This window comes from Pseudomonas sp. DSP3-2-3 (genome assembly GCF_049898225.1).
Taxonomy (GTDB): domain Bacteria; phylum Pseudomonadota; class Gammaproteobacteria; order Pseudomonadales; family Pseudomonadaceae; genus Aquipseudomonas.
Window position 1 is genome coordinate 35,322 of sequence record NZ_JAFCXH010000014.1, and the last position, 20,229, is coordinate 55,550.

The window sequence follows — 20,229 nt, forward strand, 5'->3', positions numbered from 1 at the left end:
GAGGCAGCGTCTGAATGATATTTTTATATTCCTGATCCACTTTAGTTCCCCCGCGCTACGCTGCCAGCAATCGCTGCTGACAGCGTAGGGTTGCGACTTAGCTAATTACACGTTTTAGTTCCAGCCACCGCCACCTTGGCAATGGCCAGCCTTGGCGCGACTGTACTTACGAGTGCGCAAGGTCATTACTGCTTCGGGAGACAGGAGTTGTTGTGGCTTTTCGTTTGAGCAGGCACTGGTGCAACGATTGAGGGTTTTCATTGTTATTTTCCTTCCTTATCAAATTTATGAAACTAAGGTGTTGCACTTCCAATGCTAGATATTTTTTTAGTGCGCTGTACGTCATGGAAATATTGTTGAAGCAGGACAAATCTGATGCCGAAGTAAGCTTATTCCTGCTTACACGTTTATAGCCGCAGCATGTCCCGTCATACCGGCGCTCGCAAACCCGCTGGAGACGTCTAGCGATAGAATTCCGATAGTCAGCTGTTTATTTAAATAAAAGCTTTAATAACAAAAGGGCCGACTTGAGCCATGTATCAGAACAATGGAACGCGGCCTGACGCCTGGTGCTGAATTGCGCACAGCCCAATCAACGGCCTCAAGCCCGGTCCATCGCCTCATTCAGCGATTTTTCCAGATCGGCCTTGTAGCGCAGGTAAAGGATGCTTTGGCCGTGGTCGTCACCCAGCAGGCCGGATAGATCGAGGTCGGTGATGTAGCAGCGGTAGCGTTGTGGTTCGTGGCGCTGGGCGAGAATTTGCCGCGCAACGGCGCTGTACAGCTGATCGCCATACTCCAGCTCGGAAAACTCGTTGTTGTTGCAGTACAGCGTGACGCTGACTTGCCCCGGCGAGGCTTCTTCGACGATGGCCTGTACGTCATAGAACGGCTTGTCCACGGCCGTCGGCGCGGCGCGGGATTCGATGCGGCGGGCGCGTCCCGGACCGGAGGGCAATACCTGGTAATACAGGGTTTCCAGGGATACCGGCCCCAGAGGATTATCCAGCGGCAGCATTGCGCCCCGGCGATAGACCAGCGAATGGAAAAACCGCTGCAACGGCAACAGCAGGCTCGACTCATCGTGATAAGGCAGGCGCTGGTGCCAGAGCGCGTTATGTTCGTCGAGCACATAAACGTCGGCGTCCGGCTCGTTCAGGCGGTAAAACACCTGAATACACTCGGGCTGGCCGTGGGGCAGGATCAGCGAAAGATCGTGCTCGTCCAGCGCATGCGGGTCCAGATGCAGCGGGCTGTAGCGCGGCAGCTCCTCGCCCAGGTATTCGAACAGGCCAGACAGGCTGTTGATTACTACATGAGTGACTCGGCCAGGCACCATTTCCAGCACGTGATACTGCTGCTGCACCTGAATCAGATAGCGATGGTTCAGGCGCCGGGCCAGCAGCAGTTGCGCGGTGGCCACCAGTTCTTCGACACGCTGCGCGATGGCCGGCGCGCGGTTGTGGCAGAAGCAGCGCACGCGCACTCTCGGTTGCGTCGGGCCTTGCGGCATGTTGCTCAGCAGTTCGCTGAGGCAGTCGAGCAATGCATTGGGGCCGTCAAAACGGCTGACGAGGATTTCGTTCCAGCTGTTGACGGTGATCTGATCGAGCGTCAGCACCAGGTTTTCCCGGACGCCCGCATAACTCAGGGAATCGGTGCGTTCGGTGGTCATCAGGATATTCAAATCCCGATGATGCTTGAGCGGATCGACCCCGACGTTGACCAGCAGGAGGATTTCGCCGGGGATACTGGCGTTCAGTAGCCGCTCTTCGCTGACCACTTCCAGCGGCACCGGAATCGTCTGTTGCAGCGCGCCCAGCAGGTTGAACAGCTCGAATTCGGTCAGGTCGCTGGTGCCCGGATGCAGGGCGAGTCGGGTCGTGGTGTCGATGACATTGTTGCGATGACACCAGGCCAGCAGGTCGAGCAGTTCCCGGCTGCGCTTGATCGGCGAAAAATTCTGCCAGTCATGAGCGGCCAGATTACCGTTGTACAACGCCCACTGGTTTTTCCCCGGCTCACGCTTGTTAGGTGACTGCACCAGCGTCAGGGTGTCTTCGGCCAGGTCCGGGGCAATGCCGGGATTGATGAATTCGACCTTGCCGGCCTTGCGCTCGAATGCGGCATAAAGGCGCCGACCGAGAACGTTGAGATCCCGGGCATTGATCGAGTTGGCGACCTTATGCGTGCGGGCGAATTGGGTCAGGAAGCGATAGCTGAAATTCAGCTCGTTGACCAGTGCGCGGCGCTCCTGGGCGACCTGCCGCACTTTCCATTGGCTGCGACTGTCGAGCAGCGCCAGCTGACGCTCATCCCAACCCCATTCCTGGGTCAGGCGCTCCAGCAACACACGCTGCCAGCCGGGATTGCGCAGGCGCGCGGCACCGGTCAGCTTTTTGTTCACTTTCAGGTACAGGCTACGTCGCACCAGCTCCAGCCGCTCAAGCTCGCCGCGTTCGGTGAGGTATTCCTCGATCCGGCGATACACCACCATGTACGGGTCCAGTTCATCCAGATCCAGCTGATTGGCGAATACCGCGTGTTTGAAGCGCATGCTCAGGCATTGCACGCGCGGATGTTCGCTGGCGTAGACCTCGGTCAGCAGCAGCTTGAGTACGGATTTGTAAGGCGATTCGATGCCCTTGAACAGCTGCCACAGCCCGGCACCGATGAATTCGCCCGGTGGAATCCGCGCCATATTGCCCAGGTCGAGGATTTCTTCGGCGCGAATGAAACGCTTGGACAGCAAGGTGTGGGTGTATTCGGCGTAGCGCTGCTCTTCGTAAGTCGGGACCAGCCACCACAATGGCGTACGCCCGGCGAGCCAGATGGCAGTGCGATAGAACTCATCGAGCAACAAATAATGCTGGGTGGTGCCGCAGTCTTCAGAGCTGAGCTGCGCATCGCGTTCGCCCAGCACAAAGCGTTGCGGATCAATCAGGAAAAAATGCGCTTCGGCGCCCTGGCTGTCGGCCCAGGCTTCCAGTGCCTGACACTTCTTGCGCAGCTCTTCGATGGCTTCGCCGGGCAGGTCCGGTTCGTGGCAGACCCAGACATCCATATCGCTTTGTTCCGCCTGAGCCAACGTGCCCAGGCTACCCATCAAAAACAGCCCGTGAATCGGCTCGGGCGCATTGGCGCGGCGGGTCTTGTAGGAAAAGGAGCGGGTCAACCGTTGCGCTTCGGCCAGCGCCAGCGAATTGGGTTCGTACTGCGAGACGCCAGCGGGCGTGCTGCTGGATACGTAGCCGGGCAACAACGGATGATTGACGTGGAAAAACAGCGGCAAAAGCGTCAACACCGATTGTTGCCGGGTCGACAGCCCCTCCATGGCGCGGGAGAACCGTCCACTGTTCAACGTCAGAAAGCGGGCGCGCAGCTGCGTCAGCACCTTGCGGTCGATGCCTTCATCCAGGTCGGGACGAATTTCAAAATTACGCGTCATCGCAATTCAAACCGGCTGCCGGAGCTCGTAAGGGTGATCATTCAAAATGAACATGACGGCGGGCAGTTACAGTCTGAAAGTGAACACTTTCAGCGATATTTTTGTTCTGGCGCCGATTTTCTATCGGCCGCAGATTGGGTAAATGAAGGGTCCGTCAGAGCTTTTTTGCCGGCGGACCCTCTTTGCGCTCAAGCGGCTTCTTTGGCTACGTTCAGTATGGTCAGCAACGACTGGGCGTGTTGAGCGGCTTCAAGCCCCAGGCTTGTCAGATAGCCTCCATCGACCTGCGTGGTCAGTCCTTTTTCGAAGAGTCTTTGGGCAGCGGCAATGGCGGTCGGGGCAGCAACGTGGTGGACTTTCAGCCCTTCAAGGGTATTGCCCAGATTGAACAGTGCGAGGATTTCCAGTTCGGCAACCAACTCAGGGGTATACGACATAGGTGCTCCAGACTTTTCTAGTGATACGCCGCGCTGGCTGGCGGGCTCTCTGGAATCGACAGGTCTGTGCTGCGCTTGTCGGTTCTGGATGACCGTTAAAGCCGGCTTGGCGTGACAGCCCCGGGTTGTTTCATGGCAGCGGGGCATTTGCAGTGTAGCCACAGTCTGAAATTTTTGCAGGGCTTATCTTGAGGGCCGTCAATCGAGCCGGATCAAGCCTCTGGCGGCAGCTCGGGCAGCTTGCGCAGCGCCTGTTCATACCACTCGGTATCAAACGGGCGGTCTGCTTCCAGCAACGCGTCGATCTCTACGGCCAGGACATGGGCCATCAGTTGCAGGATCTCTTCTCGCTCGTAGCCCACCAGGGTCAACTTGTTGAACGTGGCTTTGGCGGCGGGCGGATTGTCGCTTTCGATCTGGTTCTCGATAGCCTGGATCAGGGTCGATTCAGCGAATTCTTCTTCGTCGTTGTCAATGGCGTCGGTCATGGCGTGCTCCTCGGAAAAGGCCGCCAGTTTACCCGGATTGGGCACTGGAGTGATTCATAAGCCTGGGAAACGTTGCAGGAGCGTTCTGACAGCCGATTCTGAATTTGCCGGCGCCTCGCATAGCTACCTCCCGGCACCTGAAAAAGTCTTTAAAATCCATACCGTTCAAGGACTTGAGTCTTAACCGGTCAGGAGGCCAGCAATGCTGAAGCTGTATGGATTTGCCGCGAGCAATTATTTCAACATGGTCAAGCTGGCGTTGCTGGAGAAGCAACTGCCCTTCGAAATGATCCCGCTGCATGGCTGCCAGAACCCAGCTGTCCTGGCCATCAGCGCCCGTGGCAAGGTACCGATCCTGCAAACCGAGCAGGGTTTTATCAGTGAGACGGATGTCATCCTGAGTTATCTGGAGGAAGTCTATCCGGCCCATGGGCTGCTGCCCGCCGCCCCGTTTGAACGCGCTCAGGTCTGGACGCTGGCCAAAGAAATCGAGCTGTATATCGAGCTGCCTGCGCGGATTTGTTACGTCGAGGTTTTTTTTGGCGGCAGGCCGACGCCCCAGGCGTTGAAGGACAAGGCTCAGCGGGATCTGCTAAAGGGTTTTGCGGCGCTGAAGCAACGCGCGCGCTTCGCACCTTATGTCGCGGGAGAGGTGTTTACCGTGGCGGATCTTTACTTTCTGTACAGCGTCGATCTGGCCCGGTCAGTGGGCAAACAGTTGTTCGATACGGATTATCTGCTGGACATGCCCTGCGCACGGGCGCTGCTTGCGCGTCTGGCGCAAAATCCCCATGTGCAACGCATCGCTATCGACAAGGACGCCGAGCTTCCGGGGTTTCTGGAGCGGGTGAGGCCTGTGGAATAGGCCGAACCTGGAATTTGTGGGAGCGAGCTTGCTCGCGAAGAGGCCCCGGCGCTCAAAGCATCTCTGACTGCCTGAACATAGCCTTCGCAAGCAAGCTTGCTCCCACAGGCCGAACTGTTAACGCGCTGCCAACAACGCCTGACCGCGCACCACGGCGGCCTTGACCTGCGCCGGTGCGGTACCGCCAATGTGGTTACGCGCGTTGACCGAACCCTCCAGCGTCAGCACGGCAAATACATCCTGCTCAATCTGAACGCTGAATTTGCGCAACTCTTCCAGGCTCATTTCCGCCAGGTCCTTGCCACTTTCCACGCCGTATTTCACGGCGTGACCGACGATTTCGTGGCAATCACGGAATGGCAGGCCGCGACGCACCAGATAATCGGCCAGATCAGTCGCGGTGGAGAACCCACGCAACGCCGCTTCACGCATGATGGCGTGCTTGGGTTTGATCGCCGGGATCATGTCGGCAAACGCCCGCAACGAATCGCGCAAGGTGTCGGCGGCATCGAACAACGGCTCTTTGTCTTCCTGGTTATCCTTGTTGTAGGCCAGCGGTTGGCCCTTCATCAAGGTCAGCAGGCCCATCAAGGCGCCGAACACGCGGCCGCTCTTGCCGCGTACCAGCTCCGGTACGTCGGGGTTTTTCTTCTGCGGCATGATCGAGCTGCCGGTGCAGAAACGATCCGGCAAATCGATGAACTGGAACTGCGCGCTGGTCCACAACACCAACTCTTCGGAGAAGCGCGACAAGTGCATCATCGCGATGCTCGCAGCGGAGCAGAATTCGATGGCGAAGTCGCGATCCGACACACTGTCCAGGGAGTTGCCGCCCACGACGTCGAAACCCAGCAGCTTGCAGGTCAGTTCGCGATCAATCGGGTATGTCGTGCCGGCCAGTGCCGCGCTGCCCAGGGGCATGCGGTTCAAGCGCTTGCGACAGTCCACGAGACGCTCGTAATCACGGCCGAGCATTTCGAACCAGGCCAGCATGTGGTGACCGAACGTCACCGGCTGCGCGGTCTGCAGGTGAGTGAAGCCCGGCATGATGGTCTCGGCTTCACGCTCGGCCTGACCCAGCAGGCCTTGTTGCAGGCGGGTGATTTCGCTGAGGATCAGGTCGATCTCGTCGCGCAGCCACAGGCGGATATCGGTAGCAACCTGATCGTTGCGGCTGCGACCGGTGTGCAGCTTTTTACCGGTGACGCCGATGCGGTCGGTCAGACGCGCCTCGATGTTCATGTGCACATCTTCCAGATCGACGCGCCAGTCGAAACTGCCCGCTTCGATCTCAGCCTGAATGCTGTTCAGGCCGTCGACAATGGTGTCGCGCTCGGCATCGGTGAGAACGCCGACCTTGGCCAGCATCGTGGCGTGGGCAATCGAGCCCATGATGTCATGGCGATAAAGGCGTTGGTCGAAAGTGACGGAGGCGGTGAAGCGCGCGACGAAGGCGTCGACGGGTTCACTGAAGCGGCCGCCCCAGGACTGGTTGGTCTTGTCGGTGCTCATGGATTCGCTCGTTGATCTGCTGAAATTGGCGTGCCCGCGATAATAACAGGTTGCAGTTTTTTTATTGCGCGGCGGCTTGCCGCTGACCACCGCAACGTTGAGACTGAGCCGATGCGAAATGATCCCCTGAAGCGCCGCCAGCCTGACGAACAAGGCAAGGAATTCTTCCTGCCTGAACTGTGCCTGCCCCAGGCGCTATTGGTACTTGTGCTGCTCGCGGAGCTGCTGGTGATCGTGCTGGTGCTGGTCGAACCGATGCGCACCGGTTTTGACTGGGTGCGACTGGCCCTGATGTCGCTGTTCGTGCAATGGATCGTCCTGCTGTCGGCAGCCTTGTTGTGCGGCCTGCGCCCCTGGCTCGCACGCTTGCCCGCTGGCATGGCGGGGTTGATTGGCTGCCTGCTGGTGGTGGCGCTGACGCTGATCTGTACGGCGGTGACCGATATCTGCCAGCTGACCGGACGACTCAATCCGGGCGGCATGGTCGAACGCTATCTGCGCTACGCCCTGATAGCGCTGATCATGTCGGCATTGATGCTGCGTTATTTTTATCTGCAAAGTCAGTGGCGCAAACAGCAACAGGGCGAGCTGCGCGCGCGTATTGAATCGCTTCAGGCGCGCATTCGTCCGCACTTCCTCTTCAATACGCTCAACAGCATTGCCAGCCTGGTAGTGACCCAACCTGCCAAGGCCGAGCAAGCGGTGCTGGATCTGTCGGACCTGTTTCGGGCAAGTCTGGCCAAGCCGGGCAGTCTCGTCACCTGGCGTGATGAACTCGAATTGGCAAAACGATATTTATCAATTGAGCAATATCGTCTTGGCGAGCGTCTACAGTTGGACTGGGCGGTGAGTGCAATTCCAGACGACTTGCCAATTCCCCAGCTAACCTTGCAGCCATTACTGGAAAACGCTTTGCTTTATGGAATCGCACCTCGCGTGGAAGGTGGTGTCATAAAGGTGGAAGCGGACTATAAAAAGGGAGTGTTCATATTGTGTGTCAGCAATCCCTATGACGAAGTTGCCACCCGGCAGACGTCCAACGGTACTCAACAGGCCCTGGTAAATATCGGTGCACGCATTACGGCACTTTTTGGCCCGCACGCCAGTCTGAGCGTGGAGCGCCGTGACGGTCGTCACTTCACCTGTCTACGCTATCCTTGTGCGAGACTCACGCAGGAAGCCAGAGCAATATGAATGTCCTGATCGTTGATGACGAACCCCTGGCCCGCGAACGCCTGAGCCGATTGGTCAGCGAAATCGAGGGTTACCGGGTATTGGAACCTAGCGCCGCGAATGGCGAGGAAGCCTTGACGCTGATCGACAGCCTCAAGCCGGATATCGTGCTCCTCGATATTCGTATGCCGGGCGTTGATGGCCTGCAAGTCGCTGCAAAATTGTGCGAGCGCGAAAACCCGCCCGCGGTGGTCTTTTGTACTGCACACGACGAGTTTGCCCTTGATGCCTTCCAGGTCAGCGCGGTTGGCTACCTGGTAAAACCTGTGCGCCCCGAGCATTTGGTCGAAGCGCTCAGGAAGGCCGAACGCCCCAATCGCGTGCAACTGGCGGCAATGACCCGCCCTGCCGCCGAAAGCGGCAACGGCCCGCGCAGCCATATCAGCGCGCGCACCCGCAAAGGCATTGAGCTGATCCCGCTGGATCAGGTGATCTTTTTCATCGCGGATCACAAATACGTCACCTTGCGTCACGAGGGAGGTGAAGTGCTGCTGGACGAGCCATTGAAGGCGCTTGAAGACGAGTTCGGCGACCGCTTCGTGCGTATTCACCGAAACGCGCTGGTGGCCCGCGAGCGAATCGAACGCTTGCAGAGAACACCTTTGGGACATTTTCAGTTGTTTCTCAAAGGTCTCAATGGCGATGCATTGATCGTCAGCCGTCGGCATGTGGCCGGGGTGCGCAAGATGATGCAGCAACTCTAGATCTAACTTTTGTGGGAGCAAGCTTGCTTGCGAAGGCGATATTCAGGTCGCATCCGTGCTGGATAGACCAACGCCTTCGCGAGCAAGCACGCTCCCACAAAGCTTTGTGCCCGCTGAATCCTTGACCAGGATCAACCTCCTCAACAGTCTGTTCACACAGCGCTGAGCCGTTTTGCCTGAGCTGTTATTATCCGTGGCAACCATCAAGTACGGATTGATTCATGTCCTCTCGCGAAATTCGCATTGCCACTCGCAAAAGTGCGCTCGCCCTCTGGCAGGCCGAATACGTCAAAGCCCGGCTGGAACAGGCTCATCCCGGCTTGATCGTGACGCTGGTACCCATGGTCAGCCGTGGCGACAAACTGCTCGATTCCCCGCTGTCGAAAATCGGCGGCAAAGGCCTGTTCGTCAAAGAGCTGGAGACAGCCTTGCTGGAAGATACGGCCGATATCGCCGTGCACTCCATGAAAGACGTGCCGATGGACTTTCCGCCTGGCCTGGGTCTGTTCTGCATCTGCGAGCGTGAAGACCCGCGCGACGCGTTCGTCTCCAATAACTTCGCCAGTCTTGAGCAATTGCCTGCCGGCAGCATCGTCGGCACGTCGAGCCTGCGTCGTCAGGCGCAGCTGTTGGCGCGGCGTCCGGACCTGAGCATTCATTTCCTGCGCGGCAACGTCAACACCCGGCTGGCCAAGCTCGATGCCGGCGAATATGACGCGATCATTCTTGCCGCCGCTGGCCTGATTCGCCTGGGTTTCGAAGACCGGATCACTGCCAGCATCAGCGTCGACGACAGCCTGCCAGCCGGTGGCCAGGGCGCGGTTGGCATCGAGTGCCGCAGCGCCGATGCGCAGATTCACGCCTTGCTCGCGCCACTGCATCACGCGGACACCGCCGTGCGGGTCATTGCCGAGCGCTCCCTGAACAAACACCTCAATGGCGGTTGCCAGGTGCCCATCGCCTGTTATGCCGTGCTCGAAGGCGATCAGATCTGGTTGCGCGGCCTGGTCGGCGATCCTTCCGGTGCGTTGCTGCTGCACGCCGAAGCCCGAGCGCCACAGGCCCAGGCCCAGGCGCTGGGCGTGCAGGTCGCTGACGCATTGCTGGCCCAGGGCGCCGCGAAAATCCTCAAAGCCGTCTACGGCGAGGCGGACCCTGAATGACCGGCTGGCGACTGCTGCTGACCCGGCCTGCCGAGGAATCGGCAGCGCTGGCGCAGACGCTCGCCGAGCTCGGCATCTTCAGCAGCAGCCTGCCATTGCTTGAAATCGAGCCTGTACCGATCACTCCGGTACAGCGTTCGATACTCGATGACCTCGATCACTACAGCGCCGTCATTGTGGTCAGCAAACCCGCCGCACGCCTGGGCCTGGCGTTGCTGGACGAGCTGTGGCCGGTGCCGCCGATTCAGCCGTGGTTCACGGTTGGCGAAGGCACCGCGCAGCTGTTGCAGGAACACAATCTCGACGTGAGCTGGCCCGAACAGGGCGATGACAGCGAAGCCTTGCTTGACCTGCCAAGGTTGCAACAAGCCGTCGCGTTACCCGGAAGTCGCGTGTTAATCATGCGTGGCGAAGACGGCCGCGAGCTTTTGGCCGAGCGTTTGCGGCAACTGGGTGCTAGTGTCGTCTATCTGCCGCTGTACCGCCGCAACTTGCCGCTGTATCCGCCGTCCACGCTCATGCAGCGTGTGCAGGCGGAACGCTTGAACGCGCTGGTGGTCAGCAGTGGACAGGGTTTTGAACACTTGCGTCAGCTGGCGGGCGATGCCTGGCCTGAACTGGCGCAATTGGCGTTATTTGTACCGAGCCCTCGCGTCGCTGAACTGGCGACGCAAGCCGGGGCTCGAACAGTTGTGAATTGCCGGGGCGCGAATGCCGCGGCCTTGCTGGCGGCGTTGCGGGAACAACCCGGACCCGTGCAGATTTTGTGAAATTCAGCCGCATTGATCGACCTGCTTGTCGTTCAGTCGATTACGCCCAAATGCAAAGGATGGATACGTGAGCGAAACAGTCTTGCCCAAAGATGATTCCGAACCGGTGCTGGTGAACTCCGCGCCGACACCCGACCCGATTGGCCCGAAGCGTTCCGGCAGCCGCAGCAATGGTCTGGTGATCCTGGCTTTACTGTTTGGCGTGGCTGGCATTGGCGTAGCCGGTTGGGGCGTCTGGCAGTTGCGCGCGGTTCAGGCCAGTCATCAGGTGCAACGCACGCAAATGCTCGACCTCGCGGCCCAGACCCAGACTTTGCAACAGCATGAACAGCAGCTTTCGACGCAGCTGGCGCAACTGCCAGCCGCTGGCGAACTCGAAGAACGCCGTCGTCTTGTCTCGCAATTGCAGGGTGACCAGCAGCGTTTGAGTCAACGCCTGGAAACCGTGCTGGGCGCCAGCCGTAAAGACTGGCGACTGGCCGAAGCCGAACACTTGCTGCGTCTGGCCAGTCTGCGTTTGTCCGCCCTGCAGGACATCAACAGCGCTCAGGCGCTGGTGCAAGGTGCTGACGAAATCCTTCGCGAGCAAGACGATCCGGGCTCTTTCGCGGCTCGCGATCAATTGGCGAAAAGCCTGGCAGCGCTGCGCAGTATCGATCAGCCGGACCGTACCGGCCTGTTCCTGCAACTGGCCGCGCTGCGCGATCAGGCTGCACAGCTCAACGAGCTGGCACCGGAATACAAAGACAAGGGCGAATCGCTGCTGGGCCTGACTGCCGGCGACAATCAAGACAGCCGCTGGGCGCAGTGGTGGGATGAAATCTCGCATTACATCCGCATCGACTTCAATGCCGACAAGAATGTTCGTCCGCTGCTGGCCGGGCAGAGCCTGACCCAGGTTCGTCTGGCGTTGAGCCTGGCCATCGAGCAGGCGCAATGGGCCGCGCTGAATGGCGAACCACAGGTGTACACCCGAGCGCTGGTTGAAGCGCGGGACGTGCTGCTGAGCAATTTCAATCAGGATAACTCGCAGGTCAAATCGCTCAGCGAGCGCCTTGAGGCATTGCGCGGCCAGCCTGTCGCGGTGAAGACGCCTGATCTGGCCCAGAGCCTGAGCGCCGTCCAGGCTTACATTGGGCGCCGACACATGGCGACCGATGCGCCTGCGGACTCAAGCAGCCAACCTGCCGAAGCCAAGCAGGGGATCAGCCCATGAAGCGTGCCTACATCCTGCTGTTCGTTGCGATTGCCATCGCGGCATTGATCGGTGTGGCGGTCGCCGAACATTCCGGCTACGTGCTCATCGCATACCAGAACTTCCGCTATGAATCGAGTCTGTGGGCCACGTTGGGCCTGCTGATCGCTATCTGGCTGGTGGTTTATATCGTGCGGCTGCTGCTCGGCCTGGTGATGACGTCCAGCGGCGTGGTCAATCCATGGTCGCGACGCAATCGCAGCCGCCGGGTGCAAGTGGCCATCGAGCAGGGCCAGATGGACCTCGCGGAAGGTCGCTGGGCCAGCGCCCAGCGTCATTTGCATCGAGCTGCCGAAGCCGAGCCTCAGCCGCTGCTGTTTTACCTCGGCGCAGCCCGGGCTGCCAACGAGCAGGGTAAATATGAAGAATGCGACGGCCTCCTTGAGCGGGCGCTGGAGCGCCAACCACAAGCGGAGCTGGCGATTGCCTTGAGCCATGCCCAGTTGCAGCAGGATCGCGGCGATACCGACGGTGCCTTGAACACCTTGCAGGCGATGCAGCAACGCCATCCGCATAACGTGCAGATCCTGCGTCAACTGCAGCGTTTGTACCGGCAGCGCGGTGAATGGTCGGCACTGATCAAGCTCATGCCTGAACTGCGCAAGGATAAAGTCCTGCCGCCTCAGGAGCTGGCCGAGCTGGAACGTCGCGCCTGGGGTGAAAACCTCACACTGGCTGCCTATCGGGAGCAGGAAGGCGATGCGGCCCCAGCGGGCCTGCCAGCGCTGGACAAGGCGTGGGACGGGTTGTCCTCGGCGCAGCGTCAGGAACCGCAACTGGTTCTGGCGTATGCCGAGCAACTACGCCGTCTTGGCGCCGATGCCAAGGCCGAAGAAGCCTTGCGCACAGCACTCAAGCGCAATTACAACAGCCACCTCGCACGCCTTTACGGGTTGGTGCGCGGCAGCGATCCGGGACGGCAGTTGCAGACCGCCGAAGGTTGGCTCAAGGAACATTCCACCGACCCTAGCCTGTTGCTGACACTCGGCCGGCTGTGCCTGCAAAGCAGTTTGTGGGGCAAGGCCCGGGATTATCTGGAAAGCAGTCTGCGTTTGCAGCGCAATCCTGAAACCTGTGCAGAGTTGGCGCGTCTGCTGGGCCAGTTAGGGGAAACCGAGCGCAGCAATCAGCTGTTTCAGGAAGGTCTGGGTCTGCTTGACGAGCGCCTGCTGGCACGTCCACTGCCGGCATTGGCAGGCTGACTCAAGCCAGCAATCGCGCAACGGTGTTGAGCACTTCGATGGCGAAATGTAGGAAAATTCTTCCGAAATTCGCCATTGCAGGATTTTTCTTTCGATGGGCTGTATAGAAGCGCTGTTCTTCTGTCAGGAACTCCCGCCCCAATCACGGAAGTATCCTCACGGCGGCTCCTTGAAAGGGCTGTGCGCTTTCCTCTACCGTAACCATCTTCGTTTCTTGTTACGGACTCGCCATGCCTCTGGCTCGCACGCGCTCCCTGTTTTTCCTGGCGTTCATCGTATGTGCATTGATCATCGGCACCGTCGTATATCTACAACGGGTGTTCGGACTGTCCCCCTGCGTGTTGTGTATATGGCAACGCTGGGTTTTCCTGCTGTGCGCGGTCATGTCACTCTCTGCGGCCTTGCACGCTCCGGGCACGAGGGGTTCTCGACGCTACGGCGTATTGATTCTGCTGCTAGCCTTGTCCGGTGCAACCCTTGCCGGCGCGCAGGTCTGGCTGCAAACGGCGACTGCGGACGAGCTTGTCCCGGTGATAGCCACGATTGAACGAGGCCTGGACTTCTTCTCTCTAGGTAATCTTGTTGACCGGTTGCGCCTGGACGCGGGCCTGTGCGCCGAAATCAACTGGTCGCTGTTCGGCATCAGCCTGCCGGAGTGGAGTCTGCTGGCCTTCGTCGGCCTCGCGTTATTGGCGCTATACCCACTGCGCAGGGCGTCGGCGAGGCTTTCAGGCGCCGAAAGTCGGGTCGAGGATTAAACACTTGTATGAACTTTGTCTCCTGCGTACCTTGATGGCCTAGTCATGCGGGCATAATCTGGGCCGCAAGCGTTATTGGAATTATGCAAACCTTGCGCACATAGCCTGTCTCCTTCGCTGGGACAATCCAAAGGCCGAAGCAAGTCTGCATGCCCCTGAAGGGAAGAGAGAACATCATGTTGGAAAGTTGTCAGAATGCTCAGGAACGCTGGGGTGGGGTCAATAAACTCATCGACCGCTGGCTACAGGACCGCCTGGAACTGATTCGCGTCTATGACGCACTCGGCGATACCCCCGAGGCGCTGGCTGCGGATCGCGACGGCCTGCAGAAATTTTGTGAAGTGCTGGTGGATTACGTCTCCGCCGGGCATTTCGAAATCTACGAACAACTGACCAGCGAAGCCAAGGCGTTCAACGACGAGCGCGGACTTGAGCTGGCGGACACCATTTACCCGCGCCTGGACGTCATCACCAAGTTTGCGCTGGCATTCAATGATCGCTGCGACAAGGGCGATTGCTCTGACTGCACCGTTGTCGCCGGTGAATTCAACACGCTGGGTGGTTTGCTGCATGAGCGCTTCGAGCTGGAAGATTGCCTGATCGAAGTGCTGCACAATTCCCACAAGGAAGAAATCGCTGCTCAGGCTTAAAGCCTGCTTCTTGCGATGGACATGTGCGATAAAAGTTGTTGTAGCCAAGGGGTGCGTTCTGCACCCCTTCGCGCATCTGGCGCGCGGCGAATTACTGGCCGACCGCGACCAACTCGATCTCGAACACCAGTGGCGTGTACGGATCGATCAGATCGCCCGCACCTTCGGCGCCGTAGGCCTGGTCAGACGGAATCACCAGACGCCATTTGGCACCCACCGGCATGCCTTGCAGCGCGGTGGTCCAGCCGCTGATCACGCTATCCAGACGAAACCATTGTGGCTGGGCGCTCTGGTCGAAAACCGTGCCGTCCGGCAAGCGTCCGACATAACGGACCTGAACGCGCCCATCAATATTCGGCTTGGCGCCAGTACCTGGAGTCAGCTCGGTCATCAAGATGCCGTCTGCCAGCTCCTTCACACCGGGCTTGGCTTTTTCGCTGTCCATGAAGCGTTTTTCGGCGCTCAGGGCTGCTTCACTTTGCGGCTCCGACACGCCAGAAGCTTCGGCTTGCGCGACTGCGGCGTCATGCTCGCTGAGAAGCGCATCGATGCGTTCTTTCTTCAGCGCGAGCGGTTTGCCTTTGTAGGCTTGCTGCAAACCTTCGATCAAAGCGGGCAATTCCAGGTCGGGAACTTCCTGATGCAAACGCTCACCCAGGCTCGCCCCGAGACTGTACGCGAGATCGTGGGCATCGCTGGACGCACCGGTTTCCGCGGCCTGAGCCAGGGGTAGCAAGAACAACAACGACGTTAACAGGTAGCGCGACATGAATGCTCTCCGGCCTGGGAAGTGAGCGATTATGCCAGTGCAATCGCCTGCATGTGATGACACTTGCCAAGTGTTTTTTGCGGGGCCTTTGGCAAAGACGCTGCAAGCATTTTCCTGCTGATGCAACAGGTTGCTTTCTACACTGTCAACATGCGCTAGCGGCGGTGCAGGCAGAGGTCTAGTATGAGCCGCAATTCAGCCAGCCAGAGGGTAGATCATGTCGGCCAAAAAGAAGCCAGTAAACACCCCGTTGCATTTGCTCCAACAGCTTTCGAGCAGCTTGCTCGAACACCTCGAAGACGCCTGTTCGCAAGCTATGGCTGACGCGGAGAAACTGCTCGCCAAGCTTGAAAAACAACGCGGCAAGGCACAAGAAAAACTGCATAAGTCGCGCACCAAATTGCAGGACGCGGCTACTGCCGGTAAAGCCAAGGCGCAAGCCAAGGCCAAGAGCGGCGTCGCCGAGCTGGAAGAATTGCTCGACGCTCTCAAGTCTCGCCAGACTGAAACGCGCACCTACATCCTGCAACTCAAGCGTGACGCTCAGGAAAGCTTGAAGCTGGCTCAAGGCGTTGGTCGAGTCAAGGAAGCCGTCAGCAAAGCCCTGGACAGCCGCGCCGCCAAGCCAGCGCCAGCCAAGGCCGTTGCGACCAAAGTCGTTGCCGCCAAGCCGGCCGCCAAAGCTGTTGCAGCCAAAACACCGGCAAAAACCGCTGCCAAGCCAGCCGCCAAAGCAGCCCCTGCCAAGCCTGCTGCGAAGGCTCCGGTTAAAGCTGCGGCCAGTGCATCCGCTGCCAAGCCTGCGGCAAAACCAACGGCCGCTAAAGCTGCTGCTACCAAGCCTGCTGCCAAACCGGCTCCAGCGAAAGCCGCTGCCAAGCCGGCGCCAGCCAAGCCAGCCGCCGCTAAAGCTCCAGCTGCCAGCGCTGCTGCGAAGCCTGCGGTAAAAGCGCCTGCCAAAGCAGCCGCCAAGCCAGCAGTGAAAGCTCCGGTCAAGGCTGCTGCCACCAAACCTGCTGCCAAGCCGGCTGCTGCCAAGCCAGCCGTAGCCAAACCAGCCGCAAAACCGGCCGCTGCCGCAACTCCAGCGACAGCACCTGCAGCAACGCCAGCAGCACCGGCAACCAGCGGCACAACACCAACCAGCGCTTCCTAAGTCTGGTTTGCCGCGACGCGCAGCACATGCAGCGCGTCGCGGTTTCTGTTGGCTGCGTCACCCGCCAACAGCGCCAACCAGTCTTTCTGATCCCTCGTTCCTGTCGCCGACCAACCCTGTGTCAGCGCTTCCAGCCTCGTCAATAGTTCACGCTCAGCCTCAAGTTCCAGCACTTTGACGCGCTCGCGAAACGAGCTCAGCGCCGGATCATCCTGTGCTGCATTGCGCCAATGCATGCGCAACTCCCGAAGCGGGCGCACCACATCGTCATGCCAGGGCGTCGCCAACTGTCCGATTTCCAGCACCCGTTGCGCGTTGCAGGCCACATCACGGCGCATCAGCCAGACGCCGCATAACAGCATGCAAACGTTGGCTCCGCTGGCTTGCAGCCTCAGGCACGCGGCCTCGATCCCCGGTTTGGCATAGAAATCGAGGGTGAAACGCCAAAGGTCAGCATGCATAGTGATCTACCTGTTTGAGACGAAGCTGGTAGACTCCGCCGCCATTATGATTCGACTTCAAAGCCTTACCTTACAGCGTGGCCCGCAACGTCTGCTAGAAGACGCCGAGCTGACCCTGCACGCCGGTCAGAAAGCCGGCTTGATCGGTGCCAATGGCGCCGGTAAATCCAGCCTGTTCGCATTGCTTCTGGGTGAGTTGACCCCGGACTCCGGCGACTGTCTGCTACCCGCCGACTGGCGCATTGCTCACATGCGTCAGGAGATCGACACGCTCGACCGCATTGCGGTGGACTACGTGCTCGATGGCGACCTGCGCCTGCGTGAGGTGCAGCGTCTGCTGGCGCAAGCCGAAACGGCGCAGGACGGTGCCGCTCAGGCGCGTATGCACTCGGAGCTGGACAGCGCCGATGGCTACACCGCCGATGCCCGCGCGCGCAAACTGCTCGCCGGTCTGGGCTTCACCAACGAGCAAATGGACAAGCCGGTATCCGACTTCTCCGGCGGCTGGCGGATGCGTCTGAACCTGGCGCAAGCCTTGATGTGCCCCTCAGACCTGTTGCTGCTCGACGAGCCAACCAACCACTTGGACCTCGACGCCATTCTGTGGCTTGAGGATTGGCTCAAAAGCTATCCCGGTACCTTGCTGCTGATTTCCCACGACCGGGACTTTCTCGATGCCGTGGTCGATCACGTGGCTCATGTCGAGCAGCGCAAGATCACGCTGTATCGCGGCGGTTACAGCGCTTTCGAGCGCGCCCGTGCGGAACGTCTGGCCCAGCAGCAACAGGCTTACGACAAGCAGCAGGCGCAGCGCGCGCACATGGAGAAATTCATCGCGCGCTTCAAAGCCCAGGCCACCAAGGCCAAGCAGGCCCAGAGCCGGATCAAGGCCCTGGAGCGGATGGAAGAACTGTCAGCGGCGCATGTTGATTCGCCCTTTGACTTCACTTTCCGCGAGTCGAACAAAATCTCCAGCCCGCTGCTGGATTTGTCCGATGCCCGTTTGGGTTACGGCGACCGGGCGGTGCTTGAGAAGGTCAAGCTGCAACTGACGCCGGGCGCACGCATCGGCTTGCTCGGGCCGAACGGCGCGGGTAAATCGACGCTGATCAAAAACCTTGCCGGTGAACTTGAGCCGTTGAGCGGTCGACTGGTGCGCGGCGAAAACACTGTCGTGGGTTATTTTGCCCAGCATCAGCTGGACTCGCTGGATTCCAAGGCCAGCCCGCTGCTGCACTTGCAGCGCATTGCGCCCACCGAACGCGAACAAACCCTGCGCGACTTCCTCGGTGGCTTCGACTTCCGTGGCGCGCGTCTCGACGAGCCGGTGCTGAATTTCTCCGGTGGCGAAAAAGCTCGTCTGGCCCTGGCGCTGATTGCCTGGGAAAAACCCAACTTGCTGCTGCTCGACGAACCGACCAACCACCTGGATCTGGAGATGCGCCTGGCCTTGACCATGGCCCTGCAGGAATTCAGTGGCGCGGTATTGGTGGTTTCTCACGATCGGCATTTGCTGAAAAGCACCACCGACGACTTCCTGCTGGTGGCTGACGGCCGCGTGCAGGAGTTCGACGGGGATCTGGAAGACTACGCGCGCTGGCTGGTGGAATACCGCCTGCGCAACGCACCGGTCAGCAACACGCCGATCAACGTCGACAGGACCGACAAGAAGGCCCAGCGCCAACAGGCTGCGGCCTTGCGTCAGCAATTGGCACCGCACAAGAAACAGTCCGACAAGCTGGAACGCGACCTGGGACTGCTGCACGAGAAGCTCGCCAAGGTCGAAGCGGCATTGGCCGACAGCGCCAACTACGAGGCAGCCAACAAAGACAAGTTGCGCGATCTGCTGGCCGAACAAGCCAGTCTGAAGGTTCGCGAAGCCGAACTGGAAGAGTCATGGATGGAGTCGCTGGAACTGCTGGAGTCCATGCAGGCCGAACTGGAAGCCTTGTCGTGATGCGGATTCAAGCCTGATGGGCAGCTTCAACTTGCCGGTGCCGCCATACTGGGTCGAACCGATCTGGCTCGGCGTGCAGATCCTGCTGATTCTGTTGGCTGGTTATCTGCTGCAACGCCTGGTGGGCCGCTTCCTGACTCGCCTGGGCGAGCGCTATCCTCTGCCACCGGAACTGCTGATGCCACTGCGCGGCGGTCTGCGTTGGCTGATCATGGGCAGCGCGTTCGTCTTTGTGCTGGGTCGACTGGGTGTTTCCGCTACCGTCCTGTGGACGGCGCTGTCGGGCTTTGTCGCGGTCGCCGCCGTGGCGTTCTTCGCCATGTGGAGCGTGCTCTCCAACCTGCTGTGCGCAATCCTGATCTATACGATTGGCCCGTTCCGCATCGGCGATGTGGTCGAACTGGTCGATACCCTCGACAAGCCCGGCGTCAAAGGTCGAGTCACGGCGATCAATCTGATGTTCACGACGCTGATCGAACTGCCTGAAGTGGGCGGCGCACTGGTGCAAGTGCCCAACAGCCAGTTTTTCCAGAAGTCGGTGCGACGCTGGCGCGGCAGTGATGTTCTGCCGTTGGCTTCGATTGAAAAGCATCTGGGCGATCAGTAGTTTTTTCCTGAAACTGCACGCAATCGCAATAAACCGATAGTCAAATGCCCGCGCAAACACTAGCTTATCCGGTAATTCCGGAGGATCGAGGTGTGTGATGGCGTTGGAAACATGGCTGGGGTTTTTTGCTGCTTGCTGGGTAATCAGTTTGTCACCAGGTGCCGGCGCGATTGCGTCGATGTCCTGTGGCTTGCAATACGGTTTCTGGCGCGGTTACTGGAACGCGCTGGGCTTGCAGATCGCGCTGGCTGCGCAGATTGCGATTGTCGCGGCGGGCGTTGGCGCGGTGCTGGCAACGTCGGCGCTGGCCTTTACCCTGATCAAATGGTTTGGCGTCGCGTACCTGATTTATCTGGGCGTTAAGCAATGGCGCGCGCTGCCGGCCGACATGTCCGACGATCCGGCCATTCGTCCCATCGGCAAACCGCTGAGCCTGGTATTGCGCGGCTTCCTGGTCAACATCAGCAACCCCAAGGCGCTGGTGTTCATGCTGGCGATCCTGCCGCAGTTCATCGATCCAGCCGCACCGCTGCTCGCGCAATACCTGACGATTGGCGCGACCATGGTCTGCGTCGACATGATCGTCATGGCCGGTTATACCGGCCTCGCGTCGCGGGTGCTGCGCCTGTTGAAAACCCCGAAACAGCAACGCCGGATGAACCGCACATTTGCCGGATTGTTCGTGGGTGCAGCGGGTTTTCTGGCGACGTTGCATCGGGCTTGAGTACGATCCGACGCTAAACGCTGGAGCGAGGTTTACCCGCGAAGAACGATGACGTGGTGTATCTGCGCCA

20 protein-coding genes are annotated in these 20,229 nt (G+C 59.5%); 13 read left to right on the forward strand and 7 right to left on the reverse strand.

Translation table 11 applies throughout. The annotated features are described in order from the left end of the window. Positions 1-114: 114 nt before the first annotated feature. The 4 genes from ACP7E4_RS17155 to ACP7E4_RS17170 form a co-directional block, all read right to left on the reverse strand. Positions 115-261 (reverse strand): hypothetical protein, encoded by a 147-nt coding sequence (locus tag ACP7E4_RS17155; RefSeq protein WP_426116712.1) that lies wholly within the window; start codon positions 259-261, stop codon positions 115-117. A gap of 340 nt (positions 262-601) precedes the next feature. Beyond that, a complete protein-coding gene (locus tag ACP7E4_RS17160; RefSeq protein WP_426116710.1) occupies positions 602-3,448 on the reverse strand; it encodes a class I adenylate cyclase in 2,847 nt (948 codons plus the stop codon). Positions 3,449-3,636: 188 nt separating this feature from the next. Beyond that, positions 3,637-3,885, reverse strand: coding sequence for a TIGR02647 family protein (locus ACP7E4_RS17165; RefSeq protein WP_020291946.1), 249 nt, complete (start codon positions 3,883-3,885; stop codon positions 3,637-3,639). 212 nt (positions 3,886-4,097) lie between these two features. Next, positions 4,098-4,373 carry a hypothetical protein gene (locus tag ACP7E4_RS17170; RefSeq protein ID WP_065832838.1) on the reverse strand — a complete coding sequence of 92 codons (276 nt, stop codon included), beginning with the start codon at positions 4,371-4,373 and terminating at the stop codon, positions 4,098-4,100. A gap of 202 nt (positions 4,374-4,575) precedes the next feature. On the opposite strand from ACP7E4_RS17170, the gene ACP7E4_RS17175 reads away from it, so the two are divergent. Further along, complete coding sequence (locus ACP7E4_RS17175; RefSeq protein ID WP_426116708.1) at positions 4,576-5,238, forward strand: glutathione S-transferase family protein; 663 nt, start codon at positions 4,576-4,578, stop codon at positions 5,236-5,238. A gap of 117 nt (positions 5,239-5,355) precedes the next feature. Here the strand turns inward: ACP7E4_RS17175 and argH are convergent, their stop codons facing one another. Next, positions 5,356-6,750, reverse strand: coding sequence for an argininosuccinate lyase (argH, locus tag ACP7E4_RS17180; RefSeq protein ID WP_426116706.1), 1,395 nt, complete (start codon positions 6,748-6,750; stop codon positions 5,356-5,358). Positions 6,751-6,861: 111 nt separating this feature from the next. Between argH and ACP7E4_RS17185 the strand changes: the two genes are divergently transcribed. The 8 genes from ACP7E4_RS17185 to rsd all read left to right on the forward strand — a co-directional run bounded on the left by ACP7E4_RS17185 (position 6,862) and on the right by rsd (position 14,485). After that, entirely contained in the window at positions 6,862-7,944 is a 1,083-nt protein-coding gene (locus ACP7E4_RS17185; RefSeq protein WP_426116704.1) for a sensor histidine kinase, read from the forward strand. Further along, positions 7,941-8,687, forward strand: a complete 747-nt coding sequence (locus ACP7E4_RS17190; RefSeq protein WP_020291951.1) for a LytR/AlgR family response regulator transcription factor — start codon at positions 7,941-7,943, stop codon at positions 8,685-8,687. Before ACP7E4_RS17185 ends, ACP7E4_RS17190 begins: the two co-directional genes overlap by 4 nt. Before the next feature lie 221 nt (positions 8,688-8,908). Beyond that, positions 8,909-9,850: a hydroxymethylbilane synthase gene (gene hemC / locus ACP7E4_RS17195; protein WP_426116701.1), complete on the forward strand. Its 942-nt coding sequence runs from the start codon at positions 8,909-8,911 to the stop codon at positions 9,848-9,850. After that, the gene (locus ACP7E4_RS17200; protein WP_426116699.1) at positions 9,847-10,620 is read left to right on the forward strand and encodes a uroporphyrinogen-III synthase; all 774 of its coding nucleotides are present in this window, start codon (positions 9,847-9,849) and stop codon (positions 10,618-10,620) included. Before hemC ends, ACP7E4_RS17200 begins: the two co-directional genes overlap by 4 nt. Before the next feature lie 67 nt (positions 10,621-10,687). Further along, positions 10,688-11,836: a uroporphyrinogen-III C-methyltransferase gene (locus ACP7E4_RS17205; RefSeq protein ID WP_426116697.1), complete on the forward strand. Its 1,149-nt coding sequence runs from the start codon at positions 10,688-10,690 to the stop codon at positions 11,834-11,836. Then, on the forward strand, positions 11,833-13,077 hold the full coding sequence (locus tag ACP7E4_RS17210; protein WP_426116695.1) for a heme biosynthesis protein HemY: 1,245 nt from the start codon (positions 11,833-11,835) through the stop codon (positions 13,075-13,077). Before ACP7E4_RS17205 ends, ACP7E4_RS17210 begins: the two co-directional genes overlap by 4 nt. 230 nt (positions 13,078-13,307) lie before the next feature. Then, positions 13,308-13,835, forward strand: a complete 528-nt coding sequence (locus ACP7E4_RS17215) for a disulfide bond formation protein B (protein WP_426116693.1) — start codon at positions 13,308-13,310, stop codon at positions 13,833-13,835. Positions 13,836-14,011: 176 nt separating this feature from the next. Then, on the forward strand, positions 14,012-14,485 hold the full coding sequence (gene rsd / locus ACP7E4_RS17220) for a sigma D regulator (RefSeq protein ID WP_426116691.1): 474 nt from the start codon (positions 14,012-14,014) through the stop codon (positions 14,483-14,485). A 91-nt stretch (positions 14,486-14,576) separates the two neighbouring features. Here the strand turns inward: rsd and ACP7E4_RS17225 are convergent, their stop codons facing one another. After that, positions 14,577-15,254, reverse strand: coding sequence for an FKBP-type peptidyl-prolyl cis-trans isomerase (locus tag ACP7E4_RS17225; RefSeq protein WP_426116689.1), 678 nt, complete (start codon positions 15,252-15,254; stop codon positions 14,577-14,579). A 217-nt stretch (positions 15,255-15,471) separates the two neighbouring features. Here ACP7E4_RS17225 and ACP7E4_RS17230 point away from each other — a divergent pair, with 217 nt between their 5' ends. Beyond that, entirely contained in the window at positions 15,472-16,410 is a 939-nt protein-coding gene (locus ACP7E4_RS17230) for an AlgP family protein (RefSeq protein WP_426116687.1), read from the forward strand. Here ACP7E4_RS17230 and ACP7E4_RS17235 read toward each other — a convergent pair. Then, on the reverse strand, positions 16,407-16,871 hold the full coding sequence (locus tag ACP7E4_RS17235) for a TIGR02444 family protein (RefSeq protein WP_426116685.1): 465 nt from the start codon (positions 16,869-16,871) through the stop codon (positions 16,407-16,409). The two genes, ACP7E4_RS17230 and ACP7E4_RS17235, sit on opposite strands and share 4 nt — an antisense overlap. A gap of 46 nt (positions 16,872-16,917) precedes the next feature. On the opposite strand from ACP7E4_RS17235, the gene ACP7E4_RS17240 reads away from it, so the two are divergent. The 3 genes from ACP7E4_RS17240 to ACP7E4_RS17250 all read left to right on the forward strand — a co-directional run bounded on the left by ACP7E4_RS17240 (position 16,918) and on the right by ACP7E4_RS17250 (position 20,159). Then, positions 16,918-18,828 carry an ATP-binding cassette domain-containing protein gene (locus ACP7E4_RS17240; RefSeq protein WP_426116683.1) on the forward strand — a complete coding sequence of 637 codons (1,911 nt, stop codon included), beginning with the start codon at positions 16,918-16,920 and terminating at the stop codon, positions 18,826-18,828. A 16-nt stretch (positions 18,829-18,844) separates the two neighbouring features. After that, a complete protein-coding gene (locus tag ACP7E4_RS17245; RefSeq protein ID WP_426116681.1) occupies positions 18,845-19,435 on the forward strand; it encodes a mechanosensitive ion channel domain-containing protein in 591 nt (196 codons plus the stop codon). Positions 19,436-19,532: 97 nt separating this feature from the next. Beyond that, on the forward strand, positions 19,533-20,159 hold the full coding sequence (locus ACP7E4_RS17250; protein ID WP_426116679.1) for a LysE family transporter: 627 nt from the start codon (positions 19,533-19,535) through the stop codon (positions 20,157-20,159). Positions 20,160-20,229: the final 70 nt, after the last annotated feature.

Excerpts from the sequence above, each read along its gene's own strand:
- ACP7E4_RS17155 (WP_426116712.1), bottom strand. The coding sequence starts at position 261 with ATGAAAACCCTCAATCGTTGCACCAGTGCCTGCTCAAACGAAAAGCCA.
- ACP7E4_RS17160 (WP_426116710.1), bottom strand. The coding sequence starts at position 3,448 with ATGACGCGTAATTTTGAAATTCGTCCCGACCTGGATGAAGGCATCGAC.
- ACP7E4_RS17165 (WP_020291946.1), bottom strand. The coding sequence starts at position 3,885 with ATGTCGTATACCCCTGAGTTGGTTGCCGAACTGGAAATCCTCGCACTG.
- ACP7E4_RS17170 (WP_065832838.1), bottom strand. The coding sequence starts at position 4,373 with ATGACCGACGCCATTGACAACGACGAAGAAGAATTCGCTGAATCGACC.
- ACP7E4_RS17175 (WP_426116708.1), top strand. The coding sequence starts at position 4,576 with ATGCTGAAGCTGTATGGATTTGCCGCGAGCAATTATTTCAACATGGTC.
- argH (WP_426116706.1), bottom strand. The coding sequence starts at position 6,750 with ATGAGCACCGACAAGACCAACCAGTCCTGGGGCGGCCGCTTCAGTGAA.
- ACP7E4_RS17185 (WP_426116704.1), top strand. The coding sequence starts at position 6,862 with ATGCGAAATGATCCCCTGAAGCGCCGCCAGCCTGACGAACAAGGCAAG.
- ACP7E4_RS17190 (WP_020291951.1), top strand. The coding sequence starts at position 7,941 with ATGAATGTCCTGATCGTTGATGACGAACCCCTGGCCCGCGAACGCCTG.
- hemC (WP_426116701.1), top strand. The coding sequence starts at position 8,909 with ATGTCCTCTCGCGAAATTCGCATTGCCACTCGCAAAAGTGCGCTCGCC.
- ACP7E4_RS17200 (WP_426116699.1), top strand. The coding sequence starts at position 9,847 with ATGACCGGCTGGCGACTGCTGCTGACCCGGCCTGCCGAGGAATCGGCA.
- ACP7E4_RS17210 (WP_426116695.1), top strand. The coding sequence starts at position 11,833 with ATGAAGCGTGCCTACATCCTGCTGTTCGTTGCGATTGCCATCGCGGCA.
- ACP7E4_RS17215 (WP_426116693.1), top strand. The coding sequence starts at position 13,308 with ATGCCTCTGGCTCGCACGCGCTCCCTGTTTTTCCTGGCGTTCATCGTA.
- rsd (WP_426116691.1), top strand. The coding sequence starts at position 14,012 with ATGTTGGAAAGTTGTCAGAATGCTCAGGAACGCTGGGGTGGGGTCAAT.
- ACP7E4_RS17225 (WP_426116689.1), bottom strand. The coding sequence starts at position 15,254 with ATGTCGCGCTACCTGTTAACGTCGTTGTTGTTCTTGCTACCCCTGGCT.
- ACP7E4_RS17230 (WP_426116687.1), top strand. The coding sequence starts at position 15,472 with ATGTCGGCCAAAAAGAAGCCAGTAAACACCCCGTTGCATTTGCTCCAA.
- ACP7E4_RS17235 (WP_426116685.1), bottom strand. The coding sequence starts at position 16,871 with ATGCATGCTGACCTTTGGCGTTTCACCCTCGATTTCTATGCCAAACCG.
- ACP7E4_RS17240 (WP_426116683.1), top strand. The coding sequence starts at position 16,918 with ATGATTCGACTTCAAAGCCTTACCTTACAGCGTGGCCCGCAACGTCTG.
- ACP7E4_RS17245 (WP_426116681.1), top strand. The coding sequence starts at position 18,845 with ATGGGCAGCTTCAACTTGCCGGTGCCGCCATACTGGGTCGAACCGATC.
- ACP7E4_RS17250 (WP_426116679.1), top strand. The coding sequence starts at position 19,533 with ATGGCGTTGGAAACATGGCTGGGGTTTTTTGCTGCTTGCTGGGTAATC.